The 19,512-nt window shown below is 61.9% G+C and carries 18 protein-coding genes; 8 read left to right on the top strand and 10 right to left on the bottom strand.

The window, feature by feature from the left end:
• The first annotated feature begins 2 nt into the window (after nucleotides 1-2).
• A complete protein-coding gene (locus LB523_RS01070) occupies nucleotides 3-815 on the top strand; it encodes an NAD-dependent epimerase/dehydratase family protein (protein ID WP_224600599.1) in 813 nt (270 codons plus the stop codon).
• Between the two features lie 590 nt (nucleotides 816-1,405).
• Nucleotides 1,406-2,146, top strand: a complete 741-nt coding sequence (locus LB523_RS01065) for an ATP-binding cassette domain-containing protein (protein WP_140839132.1) — start codon at nucleotides 1,406-1,408, stop codon at nucleotides 2,144-2,146.
• 111 nt (nucleotides 2,147-2,257) lie between these two features.
• Here the strand turns inward: LB523_RS01065 and LB523_RS01060 are convergent, their stop codons facing one another.
• Nucleotides 2,258-2,410, bottom strand: coding sequence for a hypothetical protein (locus LB523_RS01060; RefSeq protein WP_224600999.1), 153 nt, complete (start codon nucleotides 2,408-2,410; stop codon nucleotides 2,258-2,260).
• Here LB523_RS01060 and LB523_RS01055 point away from each other — a divergent pair.
• From LB523_RS01055 to LB523_RS01045, 3 genes are all read left to right on the top strand, one after another.
• The gene (locus LB523_RS01055; protein WP_263492966.1) at nucleotides 2,394-3,263 is read left to right on the top strand and encodes an ABC transporter permease; all 870 of its coding nucleotides are present in this window, start codon (nucleotides 2,394-2,396) and stop codon (nucleotides 3,261-3,263) included. The genes LB523_RS01060 and LB523_RS01055 overlap by 17 nt on opposite strands.
• A 51-nt stretch (nucleotides 3,264-3,314) precedes the next feature.
• Complete coding sequence (locus tag LB523_RS01050) at nucleotides 3,315-4,319, top strand: sugar-binding protein (protein ID WP_224523067.1); 1,005 nt, start codon at nucleotides 3,315-3,317, stop codon at nucleotides 4,317-4,319.
• Between the two features lie 87 nt (nucleotides 4,320-4,406).
• Entirely contained in the window at nucleotides 4,407-5,156 is a 750-nt protein-coding gene (locus LB523_RS01045; RefSeq protein WP_224600598.1) for a glucose 1-dehydrogenase, read from the top strand.
• A 167-nt stretch (nucleotides 5,157-5,323) separates the two neighbouring features.
• Here LB523_RS01045 and LB523_RS01040 read toward each other — a convergent pair whose 3' ends face one another.
• Entirely contained in the window at nucleotides 5,324-7,912 is a 2,589-nt protein-coding gene (locus LB523_RS01040; RefSeq protein ID WP_224600597.1) for an EAL domain-containing protein, read from the bottom strand.
• Between the two features lie 351 nt (nucleotides 7,913-8,263).
• Between LB523_RS01040 and LB523_RS01035 the strand changes: the two genes are divergently transcribed.
• From LB523_RS01035 to LB523_RS01025, 3 genes are all read left to right on the top strand, one after another.
• Nucleotides 8,264-8,470 (top strand): hypothetical protein, encoded by a 207-nt coding sequence (locus LB523_RS01035; protein ID WP_140839140.1) that lies wholly within the window; start codon nucleotides 8,264-8,266, stop codon nucleotides 8,468-8,470.
• A 238-nt stretch (nucleotides 8,471-8,708) separates the two neighbouring features.
• Nucleotides 8,709-9,182: a hypothetical protein gene (locus LB523_RS01030; protein WP_224600596.1), complete on the top strand. Its 474-nt coding sequence runs from the start codon at nucleotides 8,709-8,711 to the stop codon at nucleotides 9,180-9,182.
• A 112-nt stretch (nucleotides 9,183-9,294) separates the two neighbouring features.
• Nucleotides 9,295-11,349, top strand: a complete 2,055-nt coding sequence (locus LB523_RS01025) for a sigma-54-dependent Fis family transcriptional regulator (protein ID WP_224600595.1) — start codon at nucleotides 9,295-9,297, stop codon at nucleotides 11,347-11,349.
• A 75-nt stretch (nucleotides 11,350-11,424) separates the two neighbouring features.
• Here LB523_RS01025 and LB523_RS01020 read toward each other — a convergent pair whose 3' ends face one another.
• From LB523_RS01020 to LB523_RS00985, 8 genes are all read right to left on the bottom strand, one after another.
• Nucleotides 11,425-12,114: an aquaporin gene (locus LB523_RS01020; protein WP_224600594.1), complete on the bottom strand. Its 690-nt coding sequence runs from the start codon at nucleotides 12,112-12,114 to the stop codon at nucleotides 11,425-11,427.
• A 72-nt stretch (nucleotides 12,115-12,186) separates the two neighbouring features.
• The gene (locus tag LB523_RS01015; protein WP_140535659.1) at nucleotides 12,187-13,230 is read right to left on the bottom strand and encodes an NAD(P)-dependent alcohol dehydrogenase; all 1,044 of its coding nucleotides are present in this window, start codon (nucleotides 13,228-13,230) and stop codon (nucleotides 12,187-12,189) included.
• A gap of 29 nt (nucleotides 13,231-13,259) precedes the next feature.
• Complete coding sequence (locus LB523_RS01010) at nucleotides 13,260-14,891, bottom strand: molecular chaperone GroEL (RefSeq protein ID WP_140839148.1); 1,632 nt, start codon at nucleotides 14,889-14,891, stop codon at nucleotides 13,260-13,262.
• Nucleotides 14,892-14,967: 76 nt separating this feature from the next.
• Nucleotides 14,968-15,765 carry an iron-sulfur cluster assembly protein gene (locus LB523_RS01005; protein WP_224600593.1) on the bottom strand — a complete coding sequence of 266 codons (798 nt, stop codon included), beginning with the start codon at nucleotides 15,763-15,765 and terminating at the stop codon, nucleotides 14,968-14,970.
• Between the two features lie 4 nt (nucleotides 15,766-15,769).
• Nucleotides 15,770-16,792, bottom strand: a complete 1,023-nt coding sequence (locus LB523_RS01000) for an amidohydrolase family protein (RefSeq protein WP_224523074.1) — start codon at nucleotides 16,790-16,792, stop codon at nucleotides 15,770-15,772.
• 87 nt (nucleotides 16,793-16,879) lie between these two features.
• The gene (locus LB523_RS00995) at nucleotides 16,880-17,248 is read right to left on the bottom strand and encodes an MmoB/DmpM family protein (protein WP_112097527.1); all 369 of its coding nucleotides are present in this window, start codon (nucleotides 17,246-17,248) and stop codon (nucleotides 16,880-16,882) included.
• A 17-nt stretch (nucleotides 17,249-17,265) separates the two neighbouring features.
• Entirely contained in the window at nucleotides 17,266-18,324 is a 1,059-nt protein-coding gene (locus tag LB523_RS00990; RefSeq protein ID WP_224523075.1) for an aromatic/alkene monooxygenase hydroxylase subunit beta, read from the bottom strand.
• A gap of 52 nt (nucleotides 18,325-18,376) precedes the next feature.
• Nucleotides 18,377-19,435 (bottom strand): NADH:ubiquinone reductase (Na(+)-transporting) subunit F, encoded by a 1,059-nt coding sequence (locus tag LB523_RS00985; protein WP_140839155.1) that lies wholly within the window; start codon nucleotides 19,433-19,435, stop codon nucleotides 18,377-18,379.
• Between the last annotated feature and the right edge of the window lie 77 nt (nucleotides 19,436-19,512).

The raw sequence follows: 19,512 nt of genomic DNA, 5'->3' as shown, positions 1-19,512 counted from the left end.
CGATGCCGCATTACGAACGTATCCTGATCACCGGCGCCGCCGGCCGGCTTGGATCGGAGCTGCGCAAGGGGCTGGTGCCGCTGGCCAAGACGATTCGCCTGGCGGGGCGCCACCCGTTCGGCGATCTCGCGCCTCACGAAGAGGAAGCGGTTTTCGATCTCGCCGACATGGAAGCCACGATCGCGGCGACCAAGGACTGCGACGCGATCGTGCATTTCGGCGGCGCGCCGCTCGAATGCGAATGGCAGACGATCCTCGATTCCAGCATCCGCGGCTCGTACCACATCTATGAAGGCGCGCGGAAACACGGCGTGAAGCGTGTCATCTATGCCTCATCGGTGCATGCCATCGGCTATCACGAGATCGACGCGCATATCGGCGTGGACGCGCCGGTGCGCCCGGATAGCCTCTACGGCGTGTCGAAGAATTTCGTTGAAAGCCTCAGCCGGCTCTACTGGGACAAGTTCGGCATCGAGACGGTATGCCTGCGCATCTTCTCGTCCTTCCCCGAGCCGGCCGACCGCCGCATGCTGTGGTCGTATCTCTCCTTCGCCGACTGCGTGCGCCTGGTCGAGGCATCGCTGACCGCGCCGCGCGTCGGCCACACGATTTCGTTCGGCATTTCCAACAACAAGCTGAAGATGGTCGACAACAGCGGCGCCAATCACCTGGGATTTATCCCGCAGGACAGCGCCGAACCATTTCGTGCCGCCGTCGAGGCGAAGACACCAGTTCCCGATCCAACCAAACCGTCGGTGAAGTATCTCGGCGGCTGGTTCTGCGAGCTCGGCCATCCAGACGACAAGCAGTCCTGAGGGTCGATCCGCAGGGCGCACGCATCCGTCTCCGCGTCACCAGTAGGGAGGCGCCGAACCAAGCGCACTGAGGGTGGCGGATTCGATTTCGCGTCGTCTGCCTCTGGCGTACGACATCCGGCATTTTCACCCTGCGATGCCCGCTTCCGGGCGAAGGCAAAAAGCTCTGCTTGAATGGCCGACATCAGGCGCAAAGCTGGGCGCCAAACTCAGGCAGCCGTTGTAAACTGCTCCTTCGACCTTCGAGATAAGAAAAGGCGAGCAGATTGAAGACGTGCTCGTCTTCGGCGCTATAAGGGACATCGGCTGACGTCTACGAGTCCGCGCCTTGTCGCCCGAAAGCCGGATTGCCGTCGGTTGCGCTATTCTCAACGGCATGCTGGCCGGTGCACGCCCGGAGTCCGTTCGTTGGGCACAAAGCAGAGTCGAGCCGGCGGTATCAAAGATCCTATTGCGCCGTAAGTCGCACCCTTGCTCCAACGCCCCCCAAAATCCTGATCTAATAATGATTGTGTTGAATGCGTTTCGCTGATTAGCTGTCTTGCATAAGTCCGGGACAAGGTTGGCAATGTTGTCCGGGGAGGACCGCGATGCCGGTGCTTGAAGTTCGCCATGTTTCCAAGAACTTTGGAGCCATCCAGGCCCTGACCGACGTCAGCTTCCAGGTAGAGCGGGGCGAAGTCGTGGGTCTCATGGGGGACAACGGCGCCGGCAAGTCGACGATAGTCAAGACAGTGGCCGGGAACTTCCCGCCGAACGACGGCGAAATCGTAGTGGACGGCGAGGTTTGTCAATTCCACAAACCCGTCCAGGCGCGTGCCAAAGGAATCGAAGTCGTCTATCAGGACCTGGCGCTCGCCGACAATCTAACGGCCGCGCAGAACGTCTTTCTTGGCCGTGAGATAAAGAAGGGCTTCTGGCCGATCAGGGTGCTCAATAAGCAGGCGATGATCGACCGCTCGGCAGCGCTGTTCGAAGAACTCAAATCGGAAACCCGACCGCGCGACCTGGTCAGGAAGATGTCGGGTGGGCAGCGCCAGGCGGTAGCCATCGCACGAACCCGGCTTTCGAACGCCAAGCTGGTGTTGATGGACGAGCCGACCGCCGCAATCTCCGTACGCCAGGTGGCGGAAGTGCTCGAATTGATCCGACGCCTCAAGGCGCAAGGGGTCGGGGTCATGTTGATCAGCCACCGCATGCCTGACGTTTTCGCCGTCGCAGATCGTATCATCGTGCTGAGGCGAGGTTCGAAGGTTGCCGACAAGCAGGTCGACAACACCTCGCCCGAGGAAATCACCGGATTAATAACGGGGGCCATCCGTGGCGAATAGTGCTCGGCAGTCGGTTAGCGTCAGGGAGTCGCTCGTGGAAACCAGCCGTCCGGCCATGGCGGACTTCATCCCGACCAAGGAGAAGACGGCGTTGCAGCGTGTGGTTTCAAGTCAGCCATTCTGGGTGACAATCGCGCTCATTGCTCTCGTCATGTTGATGACAGCCATCGAGCCGAGCTTCGGCACCTCCGAAAACGTCGCCAACGTCACGCGCAACTTCGCACCTTTCGGCCTCATGGCGCTCGGCATGACGGTGGTGATCATCACCGGTGGCATCGATCTGTCGGTCGGCTCGATCATGGGCCTGGTGGCCATCGTCGCCGGCCTGTTCCTGACCTGGCACTATCCTTGGTACGTCGCCTTTGCCATCGGTCTTTTCTCCGGTCTGGCCTGCGGCGCGGTCAACGGGTTCTTTGTTGCTTATGTCGGAATGCCGTCCTTCGTGGTCACCCTCGGGATGCTGTCCGTGGCGCGTTCGCTGGCGGTCGTGTTCTCGGCCAACCAGATGCTCTACCAGTTCGGGCCCGATGCTCCGATCGTGAAGGCGATCGGTCAGGCGAAATGGCCGCTGCATGGGCCGCAGGACTGGGCACCCCACTGGATACCGGGACTGTCATCGCAGTTTTGGACTATGGTGATTCTGGCCCTGATCGTCGGCTTCGTGTTCAATTTCACCGCCTGGGCCCGACATCTCTTCGCCATCGGGGGTAACGAGGAGGCCGCCCGGCTTACCGGCGTGCCGGTCGACTGGATCAAATTCCAGGCCTATGTCTTCTCGGCTTTCACCGCCTCGCTCGCCTCGCTGCTGCTGCTTGGTTACAACGGCTCGGCCATCAACGCCATGGGCCAAGGTTATGAGCTGCGCGTGATCGCCGCGACAGTCATCGGCGGAGCCAGCCTCATGGGCGGCGCCGGCACGGCGTTCGGCGCGATAATCGGTTCGGCCTTCCTCGAGGTGATCAGGAATGCACTGCTGATGGCCGGCATCGATTCAAATTGGCAGGGTGCCTTCGTGGGCGCCTTCATCGTTCTTGCGGTTCTTTTGGGCATGCAAACCGGAGGCAGATCGATGCTCGCAGCGTCGCTGGCAGCCTTGATGCCCAAACGAAGCCGTTAGAAACCCGCCGGCGGGAGGCCTGCGGGATCACACCAAGGAGGAGAACGTCCCATGAGAAAACATCTGTTGACGGCGGCCGTGGCGCTTGGCGCAATGGTGCTCGCCGTTTCCGGCGCCCAGGCGAAATACACCTTCGCCCTGGTGCCGAAGAACATGAACAATCCTTTCTTCGACCAGGCACGCGACGGCTGCAAGAAAGCCGAAGCCGAATCGAATGGGGCCTTGGAGTGCATGTATATCGGCCCCGGAGAGCATGGCGGCGGCGACGAGCAGGTACAGATCGTGCAGGACCTGGTTGCCAAGAAGGTGGACGGCATCGCCGTGTCGCCATCGAATGCCGCGGCGATGGCAGTCGCGCTGCAGGCCGCCAAGGAAGCCGGCATCCCGGTCCTCACCTGGGATTCCGACCTCCTGCCCGAGAACAAGGATCTTCGCGCCGCCTATATCGGGACCCACAATTATGAGATCGGCGTGAACCTTGCCAAGCTTGCCATGCAGATTAAGCCCAAGGGCGGCACGATCTGTATCCAGTCGGGCGGCGCGGCGGCGGCCAACCACAATGAGCGCATGCAGGGCATTCGCGATACGCTTTCGGGCACCAAGTCGGCAGCCTCGCCCGGGGACCGGCTGACGGGCCAGAATGGCTGGACCGAAATCGAAGGCTGTCCGCTCTATACCAACGATGATTTCCCGCTTTCGGTGCAGCAATTCGAGGACATCATGGGGAAAAACCCGAACCTCGACGCATTCATCCCAACGGGTGGCTTCCCGCAGTTCATCCCAGATGCCAACCGAGCTGCGGTAGCCCCGTACAAGGACAAGATCGCCTCGAAGGCCCTGGCCCTTGTCGTCGCCGACACGCTTCCCGTCCAGATCGATCAGATGAAGGAAGGTCTTTCCCTTGGCCAGGTCGGCCAGCGGCCGTTCGAAATGGGCTACAAGACGATGATGGCATTGAAGGATATGAAGGACGGCAAGGCTCCGCCGGCTGACCCGACCTACACCGGCCTCGACGTCTGCACTCCGCAGACGGCGGATACCTGCGTCGCCAAATAGGGCTTTGGGCGGGAGGAAACTCCCGCCCTTTCGTTGGAGCGAGATGCGGCTAAACTGAAGCATTCTCATCTCGCTCCAGAGGCTTCAATGTCGGAATTGTTCTCGCTCAAGGGCCGTGTCGCATTGGTCACGGGTGCTTCGCGCGGCCTGGGCTTCGCCATGGCCAAAGCACTTGCGGAAAACGGTGCGACGGTAATCGTCAACGCCCGCGGCATGACCGCCCTCTCCGCTGCGGCGGAAAGCATCGGGGCCGAAGCCCTGCCGTTCGACGTTGCCGACGCGGCGGTCTCAAGGGCGGCGCTCCAAGGAATCGTCGAACGCCACAGCCGCCTCGATATCCTGATCAACAACGCCGGCATCCAGCATCGCAGGCCTTTGGTCGAATGGGAGGACGAGGATTTCGACCGTGTGATTGCCGTCAATCTGTCGGCCTGCTTTCGCATGATGCGTGATGCAGTGCGTCTGATGCTGCCGAACAAATTCGGCCGCATCATAAACACTGGATCGGTTGCGGCGATCCTTGGCCGTCCCACCATTCACGCCTATGTGGCGGCAAAGGCGGGCCTGCATGGACTGACGCGCTCCGCCGCCGCCGAAATGGGCCGTCACGGCATAACAATCAACGCGATCGCCCCCGGCTATTTCGCCACCGAGCTCAATATCGCGCTTATCAACGACGAGGCTTTCACCAAATGGGTCGAGGCACGAACCCCAGCAGGCCGCTGGGCCAAGCCCGAGGAACTCGGCGGAGCCGTGGTGTTTCTCGCCTCTAACGCTGCCGGTTACGTCAATGGACATGTGCTGGCGGTTGACGGCGGACTATCGGTTTCCCTCTGACCTGCGAACCGCAGCCCGTCAGAGCCTATTCCGGATGACACCGTCGGCTTCGGCCTCACGGCCGCGCCGGCGCGTTCATTAGGACCCGCCGATATGAGCCAGTGCGTTGGCTATGCAAGTACCGCGAGCAGGTTTGTTCTCTGCGCGGGGCATCTTGCCGACTTCAGTCAACCCCGGGCAGACGCACTCCTGCCAAGCCGGCCGGCGGAGACCTGTTCTTTCTTCCGCTCGCCTGTCGTTTCGGGCGCAAGCTCGCTGATGTCGCCGGCCACGACGGAACGTGTGCGCTCCAGCATCGCGGGGATCTCCCGAGCCGGTAGTGGCCGACTGAACAGGAAGCCTTGCGCTTCCGTGCAGCCTTCTCTTCGCACCCGTTCCAGTTGCTCGGCCGTCTCTATCCCTTCGGCGGTGGTCTGCATCCCAAGGCTGTTGCCGAGGCTGGTGACGGCCCGGATGATGGCGACGGAGCTGTCGATATCCTCGGCGTCCTTTACGAAGGACTGGTCAATCTTGATCTTGTCGAACGGAAACGAGCGCAGATAGCTCAAACTCGAATATCCGGTCCCGAAGTCGTCCATTGCGATATGGACACCCAGCAAGTGGATCTGTTGCAGCATCGCGAGAGTGGCCTGGGTGTTGGCCAGCAGCACGGTCTCAGTGATTTCAAGCTCGAGACGGCTCGCGGGCAATCCCGAGGCATCCAACGCTGCGACAATCGTCGAGAGCAAGCGGGCATTGCGAAACTGCGTCGGCGACAGGTTGACGGCAACCCTGATGCCTTCGGGCCAGCTTGCTGCGTCGAGACAGGCTTGCTTGATCACCCATTCCCCAATCGGAACAATCAAGCCGATCTCTTCAGCCAAGGGGATGAACTCGGACGGCGAAACGATACCCCGCGTCGGGTGATGCCAGCGCAACAGCGCCTCGAAACAGCTGACCTCGCCGCTTTCGAGATTGAGGAGCGGCTGGTAGTAGATCTCGAACTGCTGCCGTCCCAACGCGTCGCGCAGATCGAGTTCGAGAACCCGCCGCGCCTGCATGCGGGCATCCATGTCCGGCTCGAAGAACCTGTATGTTCTGCGACCCTCCGCCTTTGCCCGATAGAGCGCCATGTCGCCGTTCTTGAGCAACTGGTCGGCGTTTGTGCCGTCGCCAGGCGCAATCGAGATGCCGACGCTGGCGCTGACGGTGACGCCATGGCCGTCGGCGATATAAGGCGCGCTCAGCGCATCAATGACGCGTTGCGCAAGGGCGGTGGCCTCGACCGGCTGATCGACCCCATTTTGAATGATCACGAACTCGTCGCCACCTAGTCTGGCAACAGTGTCGTCCTCGCGCACGATCGACTTCAGCCTTGCGGCGACCTCCTTGAGCAAGGCGTCGCCGATCGGATGCCCTAGCGTGTCGTTGACAGTCTTGAAATGATCGAGATCGAGGCAAAGGAAGGCGACCTTGCCATCTCTGCGAGCCATCTCGGCCAAGGCGTCCTCGGCGCGTTCGCGAAACAATATCCGGTTTGGAAGATCGGTAAGCCCGTCATGGCGAGCCATGTGCGATATGCGAGCCTCGCTGCGCCGCAAGTCGGTCACGTCGTGATGCGTGGCGAGCCATCCGCCGCCCGGCAGCGGCTGATGAATGAGGTCGATGGTGCGCCCGTCCCTGAGCTCCACCAGGCTCACGACGCGCTCGGCGCGGTCGATGGTCGCCGAGAGCTCTTCCAGATATCTGTCCGGGTCGTGGCCTACATAAAGTCCCGCCGCAATCCGGAAACGCATCAAATCGTCCCACCGGGAACCAGGGTGGGTCAGGGCCTCCGGCAGGCGATAGAAGTCGGCATAGGCCTGATTGCAGAAAACCAGCCGTCGGCCGGCATCGAACATACACAGGCCCACAGGCATGTTCGCGGCAGCGGCAGCCAGATTCTGCCGCTCCAACTCGGCATCACGAGCCAGGGCGATGCTGCGCTCCAGGCTGGCACGGTAGCCGGCAAAGGCCGTGAACAATATTCCGACCTCGTCGCGCCGATCCTTTCTGAGCGCAACCAGCGTCGAGCGGTGTTCCCCTCGCGTCAACCGGTGCATCGCTTCGCTCACGGCCAGGATCGGCTTGCTGACATTATGGCGAATCCAGGCGACAAGCACGCCAAGGCACACGGCAGCAAAGGCGATCGCGGCCCAAACGAGCCGCTGCGCGATGGTGTAGGTGCGGTCCGCGATGGCTGCGGCAGCCTTGCTGCGCTGATTGGTGAGTGCCAAGAGGCCATCCAGCCGCTGAGCCGCCGCCGCAATCGTGGGGAGCGACACCGCCTCGAACTCGTTAGCTGCCTTCGTTCGCTCCGCGGTATCGAGAAGTGGAATGATCGACGACAGGGAATCTTGATACGCCGTCCAGAGGTTGACGAATTGATCGAACAGCTCCTGCTCGGCGGGTGATCCGGCGCTCCTGCGGTAGGCGCGCCGATCTTGGAGCATTTCTTCGCTCTCTCTCGCCATCTCCTTGTCGATGTCAGCGATTTGCTGAGAGTTTTCGGCACGCATACGCAGCGTCGCGTAGAGCCGGTGCTCCGCAAGGTTGCGCTTCATCTCGTCGACGATCTGCACCTGGGGCAACCAAACTCCGGTGATCTCGCTCGTGACCTTATTGAGCGACCGCAGCTGTGCGACCCCAAATACCCCGACCGTCACGGTGCAAAGCAGTGCCAATCCAAAGCCCAGCGTGAGCTTGCTGCCGACACTTATGTCCTTGAACCGTTTCATGTTAACGCTGACCTGATAAGGTCAGTCCCGCCCGCAGGCGCCAATAGCGGGACTGATTGGAAGCGCCTCGCCAATCTCGCGCTGAAATGTATTAAGGCTGACTTAAGATGGCGTTTAGCGTAATCTGCGCTTCGTCGTTGTCTGCTTCAACGATATGACGACCGGGGCACTTATCCTTTACGCTTGTGAACAAAGAGATATTCGCCGCTCAACAGGGATGGCGGGTCAATACTCTTCTGGACGCTGAGGTAATCCGCTACATATTTAACGATCGGGCAGCTGTCGAAGGAGACCGCCTAGGCACGCGACTGCTGCCAAAGGGACCCGCTGATTTCGGGATGGAGGAAAGCCGTGGAAAATCACGCCGGCTCGGCACCCAATGTAGCTGACTTTGTCATTCACAAGGTTCTGGACACGTTCGAATACTCCGACCGCGGCGCGGTGGTCACGATGGTCGATCCGCGGGGCGCACGCATCCGTCTCCACGTCACCATCGTCACCGGGGAGTTGCTTTGCGAGCATATTGCCGAAGCGCTGGAGCAGCGATACGGGAAATAGAATGTCTCCTGCAACAGCACACTCATTCAACAGCGAGCCCTCGGAATCAAAGAGCAAGGCGGCATGACACGGGCATTGCTCAACCTACGAATACCCCGGTGTAGCAGCCACCTGCTACCAACGACATCCATTTCGGCACTAACTAATATGAATGGCGGACCCGACTGGGGCAGTGTAAGGTCCGCTGCAAGCAAGAAAAATTGGCATACCGGCACTGCCGACGAATCTGGGAGGATTCATGGTCGAGATCATCTCCAAGCGGGATGGCCCGCGGCGCGAGGATGCTCAAGTCAAAAGGCTGATTGAGCAGAACCGCTCAACCATCGTGCGCCTTGCCGACCAGCTCAGCGCCGGCGGTTATTCAGCTTCGAAACAGCCACGTCAGAAACCGAAGGCTCAAGGCCTTATCTTTCACGTTGGCGGCGCAACCGGATCTGTGGCCGAGGCCAACCCGTCCGTGCATGTCAGCCTCAATGGGCGTGTGATCTCGAAGGATCAAAACACAGGCCGTCAGCTTCATCATATCGGCGACATCCGCGATCGCGGCGGCGAGCACATTTTCGTATTGGCCACCAAGCAGAACGGCTACTTCGCGCCGGTCGACGAAGCCGTCGCCGCGAAACTTGCCGAAATGGACGGGCGTCGCCTCACCGCCACCTACTCCGAAGAACAGCTCGCCACCGACATCGGCGCGAAACTAGGCATCAATTGACCGGTAAGCGATTGGACCGGCTTCGGCACGTCCGATCCAAGACAGCATACAGCATTGGCATGCCTCCAGGTTCCGTAATGACTGAATGAAACGCGATCCTGGGCCTAATCAGATGAAGATCGATGCTCTTCCGACGCGTGCGTCGTTGGCCGGCAATCAAATCGCTCTGGGCAGCATCGACTATGACGAGCGCGCCACCATGCGCGCTTGGGAAGATTTTCTGGCGGACGAGCCCAAATGTGTCCGCGATCCGATCCGCCCAAGCCACGTCCGCTCCCTCATTCACGACTCCTGGTATCGCAGCGCCACCGGCGGCATCAACGCTCAGGGGATCGAAGCGCCGCTGAGCAGCGATCGCGACGAAATCGAGTACCTGACCCGGGCCAATGCCGAACTGCTCTCGGCGGCGCGCCGATCCTTCGCCTCCATCGGTCAGTTGCTGGAGGGCACCGGCGCGATGCTGGTTCTTGCCGACAGCGACGGCGTGCTGATCGATGCCATCGGCGACAAGAAGACCCTGCATGACGGCATGGATATTCATCTGGCCATCGGCGGCAAATGGAATGAGGGCGCCGTCGGGACCAACGGCATCGGCACGGCCCTGTGGACCGGGGAACCGACTTTCGTCCATGCGGCGGAGCACTTCTGCGCCGGCATCAAGTCCTGGACCTGCGCCGGGGCGCCGATCCGCGATCCGCTGGACGGCAAGATAGTCGGGGTCGTCGACTTGTCAGGCTACTCGCCGATCTTCCGACCGCATAACACCGCGCTTGTCGCCGCCACGGCCCGCCAGATCGAAAAAGCATTGGCAGAGCAGCAACAGGAGCAGCGCACACGCCTGCTCGAAGCTTTCATTTCCTCGGCTCCCGGCTATCGCCGAAAAGATGGACTGGTGATCGTCGATCATCGCGGGCGCGCGATCTACCGAAACAACCTGCCCGACGGCGAAGCCGCCGAAATGACCAGCGGCCCGATAGACGCGGGTCGCGGCCGCTGGCTGATGAACCTTCCGTCGTCCGGTTCGGAGGCCGATATCGCCAGGGCTCTGCCGGCTCATCTGCGCTCCTGCCACATCACACCGCTCAAGCTCGATGGCGACTTGCGCGGCGCTGCGCTGGTGTTCCCGTCGGCGCCGACAGTTCCGAGCCCGACCGTGATCAACCGGGAGGCGGACAAGCATCTTCAAGACGCAGCCGCAATGATAGTCGGCGAGAGCGAGGTACTGCTTGCTGCAGTCGATGTCGCCTGCCGCGTCGCGCGATCGAAAAGCGTCGCCTCGCTGCTGGTCGAAGGCGAGACCGGCGTTGGCAAGGAGCTGTTCGCGCGGCTCGTCCATGCCGGCAGCCGGCGTACGGACAGCGACCCGTTCATCGCGATGAATTGCGGCGCCATCACAAAGGACTTGTTCGGCAGCGAGCTGTTCGGCCATGTCGCCGGCGCCTTCACCGGCGCATCACGCGACGGCAAACCGGGTGTCTTCGAGCTTGCCAATGGCGGCGTGCTCAGCCTCGACGAGATCGGCGAGATGCCGCTCGAGATCCAGCCGTTTCTGTTGCGTGTCCTGGAAGAGCGCGTGGTCCACCGTATCGGCGACAACCGAGGCCGGCCAGTCGACGTCCGGCTCGTCGCCTCGACCAATCGAGACCTCAAGCAGGAAGTCGCTGCGGGTCGTTTCCGCCGCGACCTCTATTATCGGATCGGCGCCGTCTCGATCACTGTGCCGCCGCTGCGCGATCGCGGCGAGGACGTGCTGCTGCTGATCGAACATTTCAACCGGAAGATCGCCGCTGCATCAGGCGACGAGCCGCTGGAATTCTCGCAGGAAGCTGTCGCTGCATTGCTCGCCTATCGGTGGCCGGGCAATGTGCGCGAGCTGAAGAACCTCGTCGGACGGCTGCACATCCTGGCGCGCGGCCGCGGTATCGGACTGCACGACCTTCCCGAGGAAATCACGGATGGCGGTTCCGAGCCGCAGCCGGGCAGCAACACGGCCGTTTCCCCCGAAGAGCCCGCTGGCACGCTAGCCGAGGCGGAACACCAGGCGTTGAAGAATGCGCTGACCGCGGAGGGCGGCAATCTCAGCCGGGTGGCGCAGCGGCTGGGCATTTCCAGGCCAACGCTCTACCGCAAGCTCGAGCAATATGGCATCCGGCGCGGCTTCGTCTGAACACGCAGCAAAAAGAAACCCATGGCGTTCCGCCATGGGTTGGGGAACTCTTACCGACAAAAAGGCAGCGGCCGATCAGGCGAGCTGCGGTGCCGGTTCGCTGGCGCCGATCATCCCGGTGCGCAGCACCAGTCCGGCCGCGGCAGCGCCAAGGCAAGGCGCCACGATATAGAGCCAGAGCTGCGACAGCGCGCTTCCGCCGGCAAACAACGCAGGCCCTAGCGAGCGAGCTGGATTGACCGAAGACCCTGACACGGCAATGCCGGCGAGGTGGATCATGACCAGCGTCAAACCGATCGCCAGGCCGGCCAGAGCACCCGCGCCGTCCTGCGCGGTGGCACGCAAAATGACGAGCAGAAAGAGGAATGTGGCGACTGCCTCGAACAAGAACGCCGAAGTCGCCGAATAGGCCGACCAGCCGTTCTGGGCAAAACCATTCGCGGCGATGTCATAGCCGCCGCCTTTGCCTTGCGCCATCACGTAGAGCACCGCCGAGGCAGCGATCGCCCCCAGACATTGCGCGACCACGTAGCCGGCGAGATCGTTGGACTTCATCCGGCCGGAAATGAAGACGCCAAGGCTTACCGCCGGGTTGAGATGTGCGCCGGAAATCGGCCCGATCGAATAGGCCATCGCAATCACCGACAGGCCGAAGGCCATTGCAACACCGAGCAGTCCGACCTCGGAACGCATGAACAGAACCGTCGCGCAGCCGAAGAAGACCAGCGCGAAGGTTCCGACGAATTCACAGATGTATTTGTTCATTTTTTCCTCTCCGGATTGTGACGCCTGGACCGGATACCGCGGCTTCCGCGCGCCATCCGGGCCCAAAGGCTTTCAGGGAACGATGACGCCGCGGCCGGTGAAGCGCCGGTTCTTGAAGTCATCGAGCGCGGTGTTGATGCTGGCGAGATTGTATTCGGTGTAGTGCATCTTGACCTTGCCGTCGGCGTTGAGCTCCATCAGCTCGACGAGCTCGGTGAAATTGCCGACCAGGCTGCCGCCGATGTTGATTTCCTCGATGACCAGATGCGCGGTCGGCACGTTGACGGCGCCGCCATAGCCTACCACGAACAGCTGGCCGCCCTTGCGCACCATCTTCCAGCAGATGTTTTCCACGCCAAGCTCGCCGACGAAATCGATGACCACATGGGCGCCGCCGCCGGTGATCGCCTTTACTTCCTCGACGACGTTCGGCCCGCCATCGAGGACGAAGTCGGCACCGAGATCCTTGGCCAGCACCCGCGCGGCAGGCTCACGATCGACGGCGATTATCCGGCAGCCTGAAATCGCATGCAGCGACTGCAGCGCGATGTGTCCGAGCCCGCCGATGCCGAGCAGGACGCAGTAGCTCCCCGGCCGCAAAAGCTTCGCCGCCCGTTTAGCGGCGCGATAAGCGGTGATGCCGGCGTCTGCCAGCGGCGCCACTTCGATCGGCGTGACATTGGCATTGAGCTTGATCAGCGAGCGCTCGCTGGTGATGAAATATTCGGCGAAGCCGCCATTCATGCCCAGTCCAGGGAACTGGCCATTGTCGCAGTACATATCCTCGCCGTGCCGGCAGTTGAGGCAGATGCCGCAAGAGCGGAACGGATGGCAGATCACGGCATCGCCGCGCTTGACCGATCTGACGCCGCTGCCGACCTCCTCGACCCAGCCGGCGTTCTCATGACCCATGATGTAAGGCAGAAGGCTGCCGTCGGGGTCCATGGTCGGTTTCCACACACCTTCAATGATATGGAGGTCGGTGCGGCAGAGGCCGGCGGCACCTACCCGCACGATGACCTCGTCCGGGGCCGTGATCGTCGGCGCCTTGACCTCCTCGATCTTGAGCTTGACGTTCATGTGCGGGTCGTATTCGTAAAGTCTTGCGGCTTTCATCGTCGTGTCCTTTCAGGTCCGGAATTGTTTCAGGCGCGGCCAAGCTTTTCCGCGCCGCCGCCGAGCGCCGGCCCGGCCGTCGGGTCCTCATCCTCGGCAAGATCGCCGATCAGTGTCTCGGTGGTCAGGATCAGCGTCGCCACGGAGGCGGCATTGGCCAGCGCGGTGTAGGTGACGCGGACAGGATCGATGATCCCGGCTTCGAACATGTTCTGGTAGCTGCCGGCGGATGCGTTATAGCCGTAGCCGCCGTTGATGCGCGTCACCTCGGCTACCACGGCTTCGGGATCGGCGCCGGCATTGGCGGCGATCCGCCAGAGCGGCCGTGTCAGCACCGACCGGACTAGGCGCACGCCTTCGGCGACATCGCCGTCGACACCGGTCGCCACCTTGTCGAGCAGTGGCGCGATCTGGGCCAACGCCGAGCCGCCACCGGCAACCACGCCCTCCTCGGACGCCGCGCGCACCGCATTCAGCGAATCCTCGATCAGCTGGATGGTCCGCTTCTGCTCGACCGGCGTGACGCCGCCGGCATAGAGGATCGCGGTACCGCCGGAGAGCTTGGCCAGGCGCTCGCGCAGCTTGTCCTGCTCGATGTTCGGCGGCGCGGCCTCATACTGCCGCTGCACCTGGGCGCGGCGCGCCGCGATCGCGTCATGGTCGCCGCCGCCGCGAATGATCGAGGTGTAGGATGAGCTGGTTTTCACCCGGTCAGCGGTCCCAAGATCGTCGACTGTGATGTCCTCCAGCCGGCCGCCGAGGTCGCGGGCTATCACCCTACCGCCGGTGATGATCGCCAGGTCCTCCATCATGGCCTTTCGCCAATGGCCATATTCCGGCGGATGGACGACGAGGTATTTGCCTGGCCCCTGCTTGCCCAGCAGTGTGACCACAACTTCCGGCGACACTTCCTCGGACACGATCAGCAACGGGCGCCCCGCCTCGTCGGCGATACGGCGCGCAGTCTCGAGCGCCGTGGGCTCCTTGATCTTGAGATCGGTCATCAGGATGAAGGGCCGCTCGAGCACGGCCTCCATCTTCTCCTGGTCCGTCACCATGTGATGCGAGAGGTAGCCGCGGTCGAAGGACATGCCCTCGACCACGTCCAGGGTGGTCTCGGTGGTCACGCTGAAATCGGTGGTAATGACGCCTTCCGCGCCGACGCGCTCATGCGCTTGGGCCACCAGCGCACCAAGCTTGGCATCGGTTGCGGCGATGTTGGCAACCGAGGCGAGGACGCCATTGCCCTTGGCGGGCTTGGCCGATGCCTTGAGGGCCGTCACGACCGCCGCCACGGCAAGGTTGATGCCCTTGCAGAGATCGACTGATTTGGCGCCGCGCTCATTGGCCTCGATGCCACCCTGGATCAGCGCGTTGGCGAGCACGATGGCGGTCGTCGTGCCGTCGCCGGCGACCTCGTTGGTCTGCATCGACACCTCGCGGACGACCTGCGCGCCCATGTTCTCGAAACGGTCATGCAGCTCGATTTCGGAAGCGATGCTGACGCCGTCGCGGGTCACCATCGGCGTTCCGATCGGTCGGTCGATCATGGCGTTCATGCCTTTGGGACCGAGCGTCGGTTCGACGGCCGCCGCCAGCCTGAACACGCCACGGGCAAGGGCCCGGCGGGCCTCGGAGTTGTGAAGCATAATTTTAGGCATGATTCCTCCTTCCGCCTTACGGGCGGGTTGTTGGTTGGGGGCCTCGTGCGAGGGAGGCCGTTGCTTTCGACGCTGCTTAGACGGCCGGCGCGTTTCGCGCCGGCACGCGATCCATGATGAAGTCGACCAGCGTCGGCTCGCCTTCGACCACGCTCAGTTCCTTGTATCTTGTCTGCTTGAGCCCACGGCAAAGCGCACCGTTGAACTCCATATTGACACGCACACCGCGCAACTCGGCGAGATGGGCACTGAGCGCGGCAGGCGGAATTTGCCGCCCTTCCCAGGTGACGAAGACGGGATCGTCCATACGGCGATCGGGAAACCGCTCCAGCAGCGCTGCCCGGTACCGTGGCTTCTGCATGGCCGCCTCGCCCGGCTCGAAGCTGGCGGCATCGTATGCCAGCAGGTCCATGCCGAGGATTTCGACATCCGTCAGGCCGTGCTGCCGAAGTTCGCGCAGGACCGCTTCCTGGCGGCGCTTGAATGCTTTCATCCTGAAGGTTTCGCGCACGGCGCCGAGATCCGCGTCTGCGGCTAACTCGGCGAATATGTCGCCGAATGCCTTGCCGGCTTCGATGCCGCGATTGACCTCCTCCGCGAACATATGATCGTGCAGTTTCACGCGATAGGCGGGCGACCAGGAAAGCTGGTCGAGCGCCTTGCGGACGCCGTCGAGCATGAGGAAAGCGAAGTTGGGCGAGCACCAGTAGGTCGGCAGGCGGAAATCGACCTCCACGCTGCCGTCGCCCGTCATCTCGGCCCGCTCGACGAAGCCCATCTCGGTAATCGGCTCGTCGAGTTCCGGGTCATTGACCTCGCCAAGGCGCCGCCAGAGTTCCTTCTCGCGGCTGTCGGAAACGCTGGCGGTTGCCATGGCCCTACTCCGCCGCGATGCTGAAGGGCGAACTTGCGAGCGCCTTCTTCTTCGCTTCGACGTCGATCTCGTAGAGGCGCGCGGCATTCAGCCCGAGGATCTTCTCCTTGATCTCGTCGGTCAGCTGCACGCCGCGTTCCGCGGCGATATCCTCGGGGATCTGATACGCCCAGAATTTCTCGACGAGCCAGCGCGGCGTCCAGATCGCATAGTCGGAGCCGAACAGGATCTTCTCCGGCCCGATCCAGAACAGCAGCTCGGCAATGACCTCGCCGAAATAGCGCGGGCGCGAATGGATGAAGGGCAGCGCCACGGCAAGGCCGCCATAGACATTGGTTTCCTGCGTCGCGATCCAGCAGAAATCGTCGAGGCGCGGCAGGCCGCAATGCTCGATGATCCAGTTCAAGCCCTGGAAATCCGTCGCTGCGTGGTCGACGTCATGCACGTCGAACGCGTCCTTGCTGAGCGGGATGATTGTCGGGCCCTTGTGGACGTGAATGTTTTTGATGCCGAGTTTTTCACAGAGCTCGAAGCACCTGTAGGCATCGGGATCGGTGAGCTTCCAGCCCTTGGAGGCGCCATTCCACTCGGCCGTGTACATCTTCACGCCCTTGACGTCATAAGTCTCCTTCATGAAGTGGATGTATTCCAGCGCCTTCTCGCCGTCGCGCGGATCGAAGGACCCATTGATGATGAAGCGCTCCGGGTAGCGCTTGGCGACCTCCGCGTTGCGCTCGATCGTGTTGAACCCGTTCTTGTAGAAATCCTTCAGATAGGTCGACTGGACGATCGCCACGTCGTCCGGACCGTCTATGAACAGGTCGCGATAGAGATCGTCGGCGCTGTATTTCTCGAACTTGCCCTTCTCCCAAAGCTGCTCCTTCGGGCTCAGTCCCGTATGATAGGCGTAGAAGCAGTCGATGAACTGCTTGCCGTGGATGTTCCTTTGGTTCTCCGGGCTGCCGTCCCAGAAATGGGTGTGGCCATCGACCACGAAAATGTCTTTGCCTTCAGGTGTCCTGTACATTCTTGCCTCCGCAATCGGCGCGTTGATGCCGTCCTGTTGATGGAGTGGGCGCGCCGCGATCGGGCGGCGCGCCGGTGCCCGGCTTCCTCAGATGTATTCGAAGACCTCGTCCATGTTTCCGAACAGGATCACGGTGTTGTCGTCGACGCGCACCATGCGGCCGTAGTGGGTAGAGGTGTTGACCTCGAAGATCTCGGCGGTCATGTCGCGGCCGAGATATTCGCTGATCTCATCCATCTTGAAGATCAGCTTGCCGTTGCCGTCGATGCGGATCATGGCCGGCTGGTAAGTGACGATAACCCCCGGCTTCTTGCCCATGAATTCGGCGATGGCGCGCGCCTCGACCGAGTCGTTCATGGTGACGCCGCACTGGTGCGAAATCGTCTGCTCAAAGGTGATGTCCTTCATCGATTTGAAGATGTTGGACTGCGAGGCGTCGCGTGCTGCTACTGACATGTTGGTCTTCTCCCTGTTCAGCGCTTGAGGCCGAGTTCGCCGAGGATCTGGCCGATCCGTTCCTCGGATTGGGCGCGAACGTCGGTGAAGGAAATCGGCTTGGAATGCGGCATCGACCAGATCGGCTGAAGGCCGGTGGCTGCCTTGTCGGCAAGCGCGCCGTGCTTGTTCACCCAGCCCTGGAAGAGCTTCCTGTTCGCCGCGCCATGCTTCTCGTCATTGGCAAGCAGGTAGGCCAGGTCGATGGTGTTGGCGAGGTTGCGCTCGTAGTCGGCTTCGGCCGCCGAGATCACCGGCGGTGTGATGAAGTCGTGGTTGGCCGCCGCAGCCTGCATCAGGAAGCCGGAGCGGAACAGTTCGCCGACCAGCGGTTCGAACACGATGTTGATGGCGAAGTACTGTTCCAGATAATCGGTCGTGCCCATGATGGTTTCGACCGCCTCGCGGGTGCCCTGCCAGACACCGTCCTCCAGCCAGTGCTTCTTGCCGAGTTCGTCGTCCCAGCCGGCGATGTCCATGCCGATCTCAGCGAGATAGAGCGTGATGTCCTGGGCGAGCCTCAGCTTGTAGGACGAATTGGTCAGCGTGGCGTTGTTGATCATCTGCGTGTAGCCGTAGCGCTGCGCCTGCATCAGCGAAGTGCCTAGGCCGAACTCGGCATGTTTCCACGCTCCGAGATGCGCCTGCAGGAGCTTGGCCCACACCTTGTCGAAGGTCTTCGGCGCGCCGGCGCGGCGGGCATTGGTGATCACGCTCTGCACCATCGTCTCGATTTTCGACTGGCGCTGGTAATGCGTGCGCTCCCACTCCTGGTCGGGAGCCCGGAAGGCATGCCAGTTCGAGCTCTTGGCAGCCGTATTGTCCTTGATGTAGGCGCCCTTGCCGTTCGAGAAGGAGATGATCCAGTCCTGGATCAGGTAGCGCTCGGGGTCGGGCTGCACGTCGACCGTGACATCCTCGTAATGGGTGGCGCGCTGGCCTTTCGGATCGAAATACCGATATTTGCGGCTGTCGGAATCGGCGAAGATCGCGGCTCCCGCGGCTCCCGATCCGACTGAACTCGACGTTGCTACCATTGTCTTCACTCCCTTGTTGCAGTTGCTTTGGTGTCGCTGGCTCCGGGCCGTCTCAATGGCTCGGGGTGGCGCTGGACGACGTGGTGAACCGGTCGAAGAAGATGCGTTCGCTCTCGAAGCCGTTCATGAACAGGACCGGCTGCAGCGCATCGATCATGGGCGGAGGACCGCAGGCGTAGACGTCGCCCTGCCCGTCGACCGCCAGTTGCTTGAGCTTGGCATCGACGCTCTGGTGGACGAAGCCGCGCTCGCCGTCCCACGCCTCGCCATTCACATGCGACAGCACCGGGATGAAGTTCAGCTCCGGATGGCGGCCGGCAAGCTCGGCGATCCTGTCAAGATAGAACAGGTCGGTGGGGGTCCGCGCGCCGTAGAAGAAGAACACGTCCCGCTTCTCGCCGCTCTTCAGGTGATCGTTGAGGATCGACCAAACCGGCGACATGCCGGAGCCGGCGCCGACCAGGATCAGGGGACCTTGCCGTTCCTCCCGCCGGAAGCAGGTTCCATAGGGTCCGGCGACAGTGACTTCGGCTCCGACGCGGATGCCTCCGGAATCAAGCTCTCCGGAGAACTTTCCTTCGGGATATTTCTTGATGATGAAGGAAAGTTTTTGGGTTTGGTCCGGCGTATTTGCCATGGAGAACGAGCGCGTAATCGTCTCCCCTTTTTGCGTGGTGACCGTGATGTCGACATATTGCCCAGCCCAGAATTTTATCGGCGAGCCGAGCTCGATCTCGATGCCGCGGATGTCATGGGTCAGATGTTCGAATTTTGAGATCCGGCCTTTGAATGTCTTCACCGCGATTGATTTCGCCAGCACCTCCTCGTCGTAGTTGAGAAGCTCGACATGCATGTCGGAATAGGCGATGGACCGGCACAACAGGATGTGCCCGGTATCCTTCTCCGTGTCGTTGAGGGCGAAGGTTGAGTATTTCAGCATGTCGACCTCGCCTTCGAGCAGCACGCATTTGCAGGCCGAGCATTGCCCTTCCTTGCAGCCATGCGGCAGCGCAATGCCTTGGCGGAATGCCGCGTTCAGGACCGTCTCGCCGTTTTCGACCTCGAACTCGACGCCGACCGGCTCCAGGCGCACGGTGTGAGCACCAGTCATCGATAACCTCCCAATTCCTCTCCGGCCCGTCCGCAGGACAGGAGATGGCCTTCCTCTGGAATGTCGCGGGGGTCGGA

It is taken from the genome of Mesorhizobium sp. ESP-6-4 (assembly GCF_020164735.1).
Taxonomy (GTDB): Bacteria; Pseudomonadota; Alphaproteobacteria; order Rhizobiales; family Rhizobiaceae; genus Mesorhizobium.
The sequence above is the reverse complement of the archived record's forward strand: the minus strand, read 5'-3'. Positions and strand labels throughout refer to the sequence as shown.